The sequence below is a fragment of the Arthrobacter sp. Dra40 genome, from assembly GCF_059091905.1.
Map to the genome: position 1 here is coordinate 1 of NZ_JBNHHB010000211.1, position 8,664 is coordinate 8,664.

Below are 8,664 nucleotides of genomic sequence, written 5' to 3' on the forward strand. Positions count from 1 at the left end.
CCCCGCGGGGAGCCGGCCTTCCGGTTTAACCCGAGGCTACTTCTTGCCTTGGTTGGCCACAGCCTGGATGGCTTCCGCCGCCGCTTCTGCGTCCAGATAGGTGCCGCCGGCCTTGACCGGCTTCAGGTTCTCGTCCAGCTCGTACACCAGCGGGATGCCGGTAGGGATGTTGAGCCCGGCGATCTCGTCGTCGCTGATGCCGTCCAGGTGCTTGACCAGCGCGCGCAGCGAGTTGCCGTGCGCGGCAACCAGGACGGTCTTGCCCGCCATGAGATCCACGGCGATGTCCGATTCCCAGTAGGGCAGGAAACGCTCCAGCACGTCCTTGAGGCATTCGGTCCGCGGCACCGCGTCCCCCAGATCCGCGTAGCGCGGGTCGTCGACCTGCGACCACTTGCTGGCATCATCCAGCGCGGGCGGCGGAGTGTCGTAGGAGCGGCGCCACATCATGAACTGATCCTCGCCGAACTCGTCGCGGATCTGGGCCTTGTCCTTGCCCTGCAGGGCACCGTAGTGGCGCTCGTTCAGCCGCCAACTGCGCTTGACGTCGATCCAGCTGCGGTCCGCAGCTTCCAAAGCGATGTTGGCGGTGACGATGGCCCGCTTCAGCCGCGAGGTGTAGAGAACATCCGGCTGCAGGTTGTTCTCAACCAGCAGTTCGCCGCCGCGGTGCGCTTCCTTGCGTCCCAGCTCGGTCAGCGGGACATCGACCCAGCCGGTAAAGAGATTCTTTTCGTTCCAGTCGCTCTGCCCGTGGCGCAACAGGACCAGCGTGTGTTTCGAAGTGGAAGTCATGGCTGCAATCCTAGCGGAGCAGTGCCGAGGGGCGGAGGGCACGAGCGGCACGTTACGGACACGGCTTGGCCAAGGACGGCAAAAAATCACTCGTGAGCTTCGGCACAATGGGGGTTCCGGCGGCTTCTGCGGGTCCGCCGTGCGTTTATTCTTTTTTCTCGTGCCCCCAGCGACCGCGTCCCCCAGCCGGCCGCTCCGCCGACCCGTCGGCACCGTCACCCGGGGCACCACCAATCCCAACCGGCTGCGCCGAATGGACCGTTGGCTGGCCGGCCCCGAAGCCAGCCGCCTTCGCCGGTACGCTGATCCGCTGGTCATCGATCTGGGCTATGGCGCGGTGCCCACTACCGCCGTCGAACTCCACTACCGCCTGTCCCGGGTGCGCCCCGACGTCGAAATCATCGGCATCGAAATAGAGCCGGCACGGGTCGCCGTCGCCAAACCGTTGGAGCGGCCGGGACTGAGCTTCCGCCAGGGCGGCTTTGAAATTCCGGTGGCGGGCCGTCGGCCGGCGGTGGTCCGCGCGTTCAACGTGCTGCGGCAGTACCCGGAATCCGAGTACGGCGCCGCGTGGGACACCGTGTGCGGGCGCCTGGCCCCGGGCGGACTGTTCATTGACGGTACGTGCGATGAGATCGGCCGCCGGGCGACGTGGATCGCGGTGGCGCCGGAGGGCCCGTTGTCGTTGAGCATTTCGCTGCGGTTCGGCGCGTTCGCCCGACCCTCGGACGTGGCGGAGCGGCTGCCGAAGGCCCTGATCCACCACAATGTCGCCGGCGAGCCGGTACACCGCTACCTGCAGGCGTTGGACCGCGCGTGGGCGGAGGCGGCACCGCTGGCCTCCTTCGGGCACCGGCAGCGCTGGCTGGCTATGTGCCGTTCACTGCACGACGGCGGATGGCCGGTTCTGGATGGCCCGTCGCGGTGGCGTCTTGGTGAGGTCACCGTGGCGTGGCACGCCGTCGCGCCGGCATCCTGATCCGGCAGGCCGGGAGGCCATGCCGGCTGATGCGCCGGCTACCAGGGGTAGGCCGACCCGCCGCCCTTGACCTCGATCAGTGCGGGCTTGACGTCCGCCAGGTACACGCCGGCGGCGGAAACCGCGGCCAGCTGGAAGATCATCCAGGTGCTGAGACCGCCAGACCCCAAGGCTGCCAAGGCACCGACTGCCGTGGCAGCGGCCAGCACGCCGACCCAGAAGCCCTTGGTCTTCTTGAACGCTGCCTGGAAGTAGTCGGCCTTGCGGCCCACGCAGTCCGCCAGCGCCCACACTTCAATAACCAGGGCGATCAGCCCCAAGGCCATGTAGAGCCAGTACTGGATGTCGTAGGCGAGTAGCACGCCTTAAGCCTAACCGGTGGGGGTGTGTTTCGGCAGTCTCACACGTCGACCGCGGCGAGGGCCTGATCCAGGTCCGCCCAGAGGTCTGCCGGGTTCTCAATTCCCACCGACAGCCGCAGCAGGTTTTCCGGCACGCTTTCGGGCTCGTTGACATGGCGGCGGCGCCGCTCGATCAGCGATTCGACGCCGCCCAGCGAGGTTGCCGGGAGCCAGAGCCGCAGTGCCTCGATGACCTTGTCTGCGGCGGCCATTCCGCCCTTGACCTGGATCGCGATGATGGAGCCGAAGCCGTCCATCTGGGCGGCGGCGCGCGCGTGCCCCGGGTCGTCGGGCAGGCCGGGATAGCGCACGGCTTCCACTGCCGGGTGCTGCTGCAGTTTCCGGGCAAGTTCGCCGGCGCTGGCCTGGGATCGCTCGACGCGCAGCGCCATCGTCCGCACGCCGCGCAGTGCCAGCCAGGTTTCGAACGGCCCGGCGATGGCCCCGTGCAGCGACCGGTGCACCAGCAGCTTGGCGCGCAGGTCTTCATGCGACGTCACGACGGCGCCCAGCACAACATCGGAGTGGCCGGCCAGATATTTGGTCACCGAATGCACGACGACGTCGACCCCGGCCGCCAGCGGACGCTGGCCCAAGGGCGTGGAGAAGGTGTTGTCGGCAACCACCAGGGCGCCGGCCTCGTGCGCGGCGCGGGCGAGCACTTCGACTTCCGCAATCTCGAGCATCGGGTTGGTCGGGCTTTCCAGCCACAGCATGTCGGCACCGGCGAGCTGCCCCGTCACGGCATCGGTGTCCGCGATGTCAACGGTGCGCAACTGCAGTTCGCCGCGCCCGGCCAACTGCTCGGCAATAGCCAGGCTGCCCTGGTAACTGTGCCGCGGCATCACCAATACACCGCCGGAGGGGATCAGCGACAGCGCCGCGGAAACCGCTGCCAGGCCGGAGGCGAAGACCAGCCCGGGCAAGGACGCGCCTTCCAGGTCGGCCAGGGTCTCCTCGAACGGATCCCACGTCGGATTGGAGTAGCGCCCATAGGCGCGGTCCCCCTGCACCACGTCGCCGCGACCGAAGAACGTTGACGACAACACCACCGGCGGATTGACCGGGGCGTCGTGGTCGCGCGGCGGCCGTCCGGATGAAACCACCACCGTGTCAGGAGCAAGATGCTCGTCGTCGTGGCGGCCGGGAGAGGAGGCGTCGGTCATGACGACAGAGTAGTACCGGCGCCGTCCACACGCTAACTGTGACCGTCCCGCGCGTACCAGCGATTCCGGCTAGGCTAATCAGGTGAGTTCCGACCGCCAGCCCGCCGAAGCCCGCGGCCTCTTCATCGCATTCGAAGGCGGGGACGGGGCCGGGAAATCCACCCAGGCCGCCGCCGTCGAACACCGCCTGCAGGGGCTGGGCCGCACGGTGCTCCGCACACGCGAACCCGGGGGCACACCCGTGGGCGAAAAGCTGCGCGCTCTGGTGCTCGAACACGGTCACGGCGAGATCGATGCCCGCACCGAAGCACTGATCTTCTCAGCCTCCCGTGCCGCCCACGTCGAACAAGTCATCCGGCCCGCGCTGGAGCGCGGCGACGTCGTGGTCTGCGACCGGTTTATCGACTCCTCCGTGGCGTACCAGGGTGCCGGCCGCGGACTCGGCCTTGCGGCGGTGCGCGAGCTCAACCTGTGGGCCACAGACCGGGTGCTGCCGGATTTGACTGTCCTGCTCGATGTTGCCCCACAGCAGGGCCGCACGCGCCGCACCGCCGGCGAGGCTGCAGAAGACCGGCTGGAGTCCGAGCCCGACGACTTCCACTCCCGGATCCGCGAGGCATTTCTGGAGCTGGCCGGCGCGGCGCCGGAAAAGTACCTGGTGCTGGACGCCAGTGCCGGCCGCGCTGACCTGACCGAAGCCATCATGGCCCGGGTGCAGGAGTTGCTGGCATGAGCGTCTGGTCCGACCTGCCCGGCCAGAGCGCGGTGGTCGAACAGCTCAGCCGGGCGGCCGCCGCCGAACGCCCGGCGCATGCCTGGTTGTTCACCGGCCCGCCCGGCTCCGGCCGCAGCAACGCCGCCAAGTCCTTCGCCGCATCGCTGCTGTGCGAACAGCCCGATCCTGCCGACCGCGGCTGCGGAACCTGCCACGCCTGCCGTACCGTGCTGGCCGGTTCCAACGCGGACGCCACCTTGGTGGCCACCGAGAACGTCACGTTCTCCATCCAGGAGATGCGCGAGCTGGTCGGCAAGGCACAGGACAAGCCGTCCTCGGGCCGTTGGCGCGTGATCATCATCGAGGATGCTGACCGGATGACGGAGCGCACCACCAACGTTTTGCTCAAGGCCATCGAGGAACCGCCGCCCCGGACAATATGGATCCTGTGCACCCCCAGCCCGGCGGACGTCCTGGTGACCATCCGCTCGCGTTGCCGCCCGGTGGGCCTGCGTATTCCGCCTGCCGACGACGTCGCCGCCCTCCTGGTCCGCCGGGACGGCGCGGACCCCGAGCTGGCCGGTTTCGCCGCCCGCGTCTCGCAGAGCCACATCGGCGTGGCCCGCCGGTTGGCGACCGACGCCGACGCCCGCCACCGCCGCGACACGATTGTGCGGTTGCCGCTGCGGCTGCGCGGTGTGGCCGACGCCGTCACTGCCGCCGGCGAACTAGTGGAGATCTCCAATGCCGACGCCGCCGCCGCCTCCGAGCAGCGCAACGAGGCCGAGCGCGAGGCGCTCCTGGTTGCGCTCGGGGCACCCGAAAAAGGCGTCATGCCGCCGGCGATCCGCAGCCAGCTCAAGCGGATGGAAGAAGACCAAAAACGCCGCGCCAAGCGCAGCGTCAGCGACTCGCTGGACCGGGTGATGATCGACCTGAGCACCTTCTTCCGCGACGTCCTCACCCTCCAGCTGGGCACCGGCACCGAACTGGTCAACGAATACCTGCGCCCGGAGCTGACCGCCTACGCGGAACGGTTCACCCCCGAACAGACGTTGGGCAGAATGGATGCCATCGCCCAGGCCAGGCAGCGCCTGGGCACCAACGTTGCCCCAGTCCTGGCCATGGAAGCCATGGCCGTCAGCCTGCTCTGAGTCCGCCCCCGGACCCCGCACGCAGCACTATCCAGGAGTTGCCCGCATGCCCCGCACCCGCCCCAGGCACCCCGTAACAACAGTGCGCCGTTCCGCAGCGGCCGCGCTGGCCGCCGTCGTCCTCCTGCTGGGCTCGGGTTGCTCGGTGGTCGCCCCGGCACAGGAGCGCGAGCCGGCGGACCCGGCGCAGGTCACCAACGGCGTGGCCGAGGAGCTGATGCCGTTCTACACGCAGGACGTCGACTGGCAGCCGTGCGAGAACGGCTTGGAGTGCGCGGACATCGACGTGCCGCTGGACTACTCGGACGCCGGCGGCGAAGAAATCCAGCTTGCCGCCATCCGCAGTGACGCCGGAAGTTCGGCCCAAGGATCGCTGCTTGTCAACCCGGGCGGGCCGGGCGGCTCCGGCTACGACCTGCTGCGCGACGGCCTTCAGACAATGTTTTCCAAACAGCTCCGCAGCGAGTACGACCTGGTCGGCTTCGACCCACGCGGCGTCGAGCGTTCGGCGCCGGTGACCTGCCAGACCGACGCCGAACGGGACGAAGCACGGCAGACCGAGTACAACCGCGACTCAGACGAGGACATCCAGCGGGCGATCGATGACGCCGCCAAGCTCGCCGCGGAGTGCGCCAAAAAGACCGGCGCTGTCCTGGGCCATGTGGACACCGTCAGCGCAGCCAAGGACATGGACATCATCCGCGCGGTGGTCGGCGACGAAAAACTGAACTACCTGGGCTTTTCCTACGGCACGTTCCTGGGCGCCACCTACGCCGGGCTGTTCCCCGAGCGGACCGGCCGGATGGTTCTCGACGGCGCGCTGGATCCTGCACTGAGCAACGAGCAGGTCACCCTGGGCCAGGCGGCCGCGTTCGAGGACGCGTTCCACGCCTACGCGGCGTCCTGCCTGAAGGATTCAGGCTGTCCGATGAGCGGCAGCGTGGACGACGCCGTGGCGCAGCTGCGGGACCTGATCCGTTCCGTCGAAGCAAGCCCCCTCACGGCGTCAGACGGCCGCTTGGTTCCGGTGGGAACCTTCGTCTCCGGCCTGTTGGTGCCACTGTACGACGACGCCAGCTGGCCGATCCTCACCCAGGCCCTGACCAGCGCGTTCCAAGGCGATCCGGACACCGTGCTGCGCCTGGCCGACAGCAGCGCCGGACGCGGTCCCGACGGCCACTACACCAGCAACAGCACCTTCGCCTTCATGGCAGTGAACTGCCTGGACTACCCCATGGAAACCGACCTCGCCGCCATGCGCCAGGACGCCAAGGAACTGGAAAAGGCCTCCCCCACCATCGGCCGCTACCTGTCCTTCGGCGGGGTGACCTGCAAAAACTGGCCGTACGAGCCCACCGGCAAGCGTGCCCCGATCCACGCCGAGGGCGCTGCCCCGATGCTGGTCATCGGCACCACCGGCGACCCGGCCACCCCCTACCAGTGGGCGGAGTCGATGGCCAAGGATTTGGACTCGGCTACCCTGCTGACCTACGAGGGCGAAGGCCACACAGCCTACGGACGCGGGAACACCTGCATCCGGAACGCGGTGGACAGCTACTTCGCCGACGGCACGGTGCCGGCCGAGGGCACCGTCTGTTCGTGAGCCCGAGCGGGCCGGTCCGTTTTGACCGGCCTGCCACGGCTCCCATATAGTTGTTCTTCGTGGATTCGGCCCGGCAACGGTCCTGCTTCCCGCCTCCTTAGCTCAGTCGGTAGAGCGTTTCACTCGTAATGAAAAGGTCGCCAGTTCGATTCTGGCAGGGGGCTCCATCTTGGACGTACCGCGCCCGCTGCTATGCAGTGGGCGCTTTTTCGATCGTGACGGTGCCGGCGTCGCCGTCGACACGGATCTGCTGGCCGCTTGTGACGCGTTGCGTGGCCACCCCCGTGCCGAGCACGGCGGGGATGCCGTATTCCCGGGCCACGATGGAGCTGTGGCTCAAGGGGCCCCCCACGTCGGTGACCACGGCCGAGGCCATCGCGAACAGCGGCGTCCAGGCGGGAGTGGTGATGCGGGCTACCAGGACGTCTCCAGGCGCCATCCGGCCGAAGTCCTCCGGCCCGTCCAGGACCCGGGCGGGAGCGCTGATCCGGCCGGGACTGGCCCCGATCCCTTTGATGGTCCCGTCAGCCTGCCGCGACCGGGCGGGCATCATTGACCCGAAGGCTCGTTCCATCAACCTGCTCTCGGGCAGCATTTGCGGAGCGGCGGCTTTAAGCTGGCCGCGCCACAGCATCTTGCGCTCCTCGACGGCGGCTGCCCGGACGGGACGGTCTGCGCCGGTAATGGCTACCGCCCGTGTGCCCGGCTGCTCAGCCACGTACTGGATTCCCTGGTTCCCCGGGGCTTCCCGGATCCGCGGTGCGGCGAGGCCGAAGTCGACGGCACTGGCCAGTTCCCGATAACGCAGCCAGAACACGTCGGAGGGCTCGGCAATCACTGCCGCATCAACCAGGCGTTGTCCGAGCTCCAGCAGCATCCGGCGGATCAGCGGCCAGGCCAGGCCGACGTCGGCCAGGGCGTCCTCGCGGATGGGTGCGGCGTTTTGCGCCCACCGCAGCAACCGGAAGAACGCGGCGGCTCTGCGGGTCCGCCCGAGCCGGGTGGCGATGCGGTTGGTGTGGTCCTCCCTGCGGGCAGCCGACAGTCTCTGCCGTTCGTGCGGGTCTTGGCCCTGTCCACGCAGGTAGAACTTCACCGTTTCCAGCAGCGGCGTAGGATCATCGGCCGGCACCGGATGGATGAAGTCAAGGTTGTAGACCGTATGGCCGAACCGGTCGAGGTGGGCCTGGAGCCGTGGCTGCCACTGCCGCCACAGTACAGGGTCCACCCCGGCAGGCGCGGACCCCGTGCGCTGCGAGTCGGCCAGCGCCCTTGAAGGAGTCGCGAGGAGCGCCGGGGCCAAGCCTGGCACCCCGCGGACCCAGCCAGCGAGGTCGTAGAGGGACTTTTCCGCCCGGATCGGTTCGCTGTCATAACCTAGCAGGAACGTCACGGCGGGAGGATCCTCCGTACGACGCACGGCCTTGTTGTAATACGCCCGGAAGGAGATTTCGCTGGTCGCGGCGATGGGAATGATGGACTGCACCGCCGTGTAGTACACGGCGCACGCATCCACCAAGGACTGCACGCCCTCCAGCACATCCTCTCCCGACAATTCCCTTACCGGCTTCGCCGACCAGTCCACAACGATCCGCTCATAGCGGGGGTGGGAGAAATCCCGCCATCCGGCCACCCCCATGTGTGCTTTGCCGCGAATCAATGCCGCCATCGCGGCCGGTGTCCGGCCCAACATCCGCACCATCGCCCGACTGCGGTAGTAGTAGTAGGCGTAGCCGTTGACGGTGGGCAGCCCGACATCGCCCTCGTGAATGACGTTCCGGCCCACGGCTTCGTCCATCAGGACTCGAAGCGACCGCGTCACCGAGCCGTCGATCAGGTCGGCGAACAGCG

Annotated in this window: 8 protein-coding genes and 1 tRNA gene; 5 read left to right on the forward strand and 4 right to left on the reverse strand. The window is 68.3% G+C overall.

The genetic code is table 11. The features are described 5' to 3' along the window. Positions 1–36: 36 nt before the first annotated feature. Positions 37–795: a phosphoglyceromutase gene (locus AC5RWT_RS31365; protein WP_494083627.1), complete on the reverse strand. Its 759-nt coding sequence runs from the start codon at positions 793–795 to the stop codon at positions 37–39. A gap of 253 nt (positions 796–1,048) precedes the next feature. Here AC5RWT_RS31365 and AC5RWT_RS31370 point away from each other — a divergent pair, with 253 nt between their 5' ends. After that, positions 1,049–1,774: a class I SAM-dependent methyltransferase gene (locus AC5RWT_RS31370; protein WP_494083633.1), complete on the forward strand. Its 726-nt coding sequence runs from the start codon at positions 1,049–1,051 to the stop codon at positions 1,772–1,774. A 38-nt stretch (positions 1,775–1,812) separates the two neighbouring features. Here AC5RWT_RS31370 and AC5RWT_RS31375 read toward each other — a convergent pair whose 3' ends face one another. Together AC5RWT_RS31375 and AC5RWT_RS31380 are read right to left on the reverse strand one after the other, a co-directional pair. After that, the gene (locus AC5RWT_RS31375; RefSeq protein WP_493969781.1) at positions 1,813–2,136 is read right to left on the reverse strand and encodes a DUF2516 family protein; all 324 of its coding nucleotides are present in this window, start codon (positions 2,134–2,136) and stop codon (positions 1,813–1,815) included. Between the two features lie 38 nt (positions 2,137–2,174). After that, on the reverse strand, positions 2,175–3,341 hold the full coding sequence (locus tag AC5RWT_RS31380) for a trans-sulfuration enzyme family protein (RefSeq protein ID WP_494083628.1): 1,167 nt from the start codon (positions 3,339–3,341) through the stop codon (positions 2,175–2,177). 82 nt (positions 3,342–3,423) lie between these two features. Here AC5RWT_RS31380 and tmk point away from each other — a divergent pair, with 82 nt between their 5' ends. The 4 genes from tmk (at position 3,424) to AC5RWT_RS31400 (ending at position 6,980) form a co-directional block, all read left to right on the forward strand. After that, positions 3,424–4,074, forward strand: a complete 651-nt coding sequence (gene tmk, locus AC5RWT_RS31385) for a dTMP kinase (protein ID WP_494083629.1) — start codon at positions 3,424–3,426, stop codon at positions 4,072–4,074. Next, positions 4,071–5,210, forward strand: a complete 1,140-nt coding sequence (locus AC5RWT_RS31390; RefSeq protein WP_494083630.1) for a DNA polymerase III subunit delta' — start codon at positions 4,071–4,073, stop codon at positions 5,208–5,210. Before tmk ends, AC5RWT_RS31390 begins: the two co-directional genes overlap by 4 nt. A gap of 46 nt (positions 5,211–5,256) precedes the next feature. After that, entirely contained in the window at positions 5,257–6,813 is a 1,557-nt protein-coding gene (locus tag AC5RWT_RS31395; RefSeq protein WP_494083631.1) for an alpha/beta hydrolase, read from the forward strand. A 91-nt stretch (positions 6,814–6,904) separates the two neighbouring features. Continuing rightward, positions 6,905–6,980, forward strand: a tRNA-Thr gene (locus tag AC5RWT_RS31400). A gap of 23 nt (positions 6,981–7,003) precedes the next feature. On the opposite strand, the gene AC5RWT_RS31405 is transcribed toward AC5RWT_RS31400, so the two are convergent. Beyond that, the coding region (locus tag AC5RWT_RS31405; RefSeq protein ID WP_494083632.1) for a PEP-utilizing enzyme at positions 7,004–8,664 on the reverse strand (1,661 nt) is incomplete at its 5' end.

Excerpts from the sequence above, each read along its gene's own strand:
- AC5RWT_RS31365 (WP_494083627.1), bottom strand. The coding sequence starts at position 795 with ATGACTTCCACTTCGAAACACACGCTGGTCCTGTTGCGCCACGGGCAG.
- AC5RWT_RS31370 (WP_494083633.1), top strand. The coding sequence starts at position 1,049 with ATGGACCGTTGGCTGGCCGGCCCCGAAGCCAGCCGCCTTCGCCGGTAC.
- AC5RWT_RS31380 (WP_494083628.1), bottom strand. The coding sequence starts at position 3,341 with ATGACCGACGCCTCCTCTCCCGGCCGCCACGACGACGAGCATCTTGCT.
- AC5RWT_RS31390 (WP_494083630.1), top strand. The coding sequence starts at position 4,071 with ATGAGCGTCTGGTCCGACCTGCCCGGCCAGAGCGCGGTGGTCGAACAG.
- AC5RWT_RS31395 (WP_494083631.1), top strand. The coding sequence starts at position 5,257 with ATGCCCCGCACCCGCCCCAGGCACCCCGTAACAACAGTGCGCCGTTCC.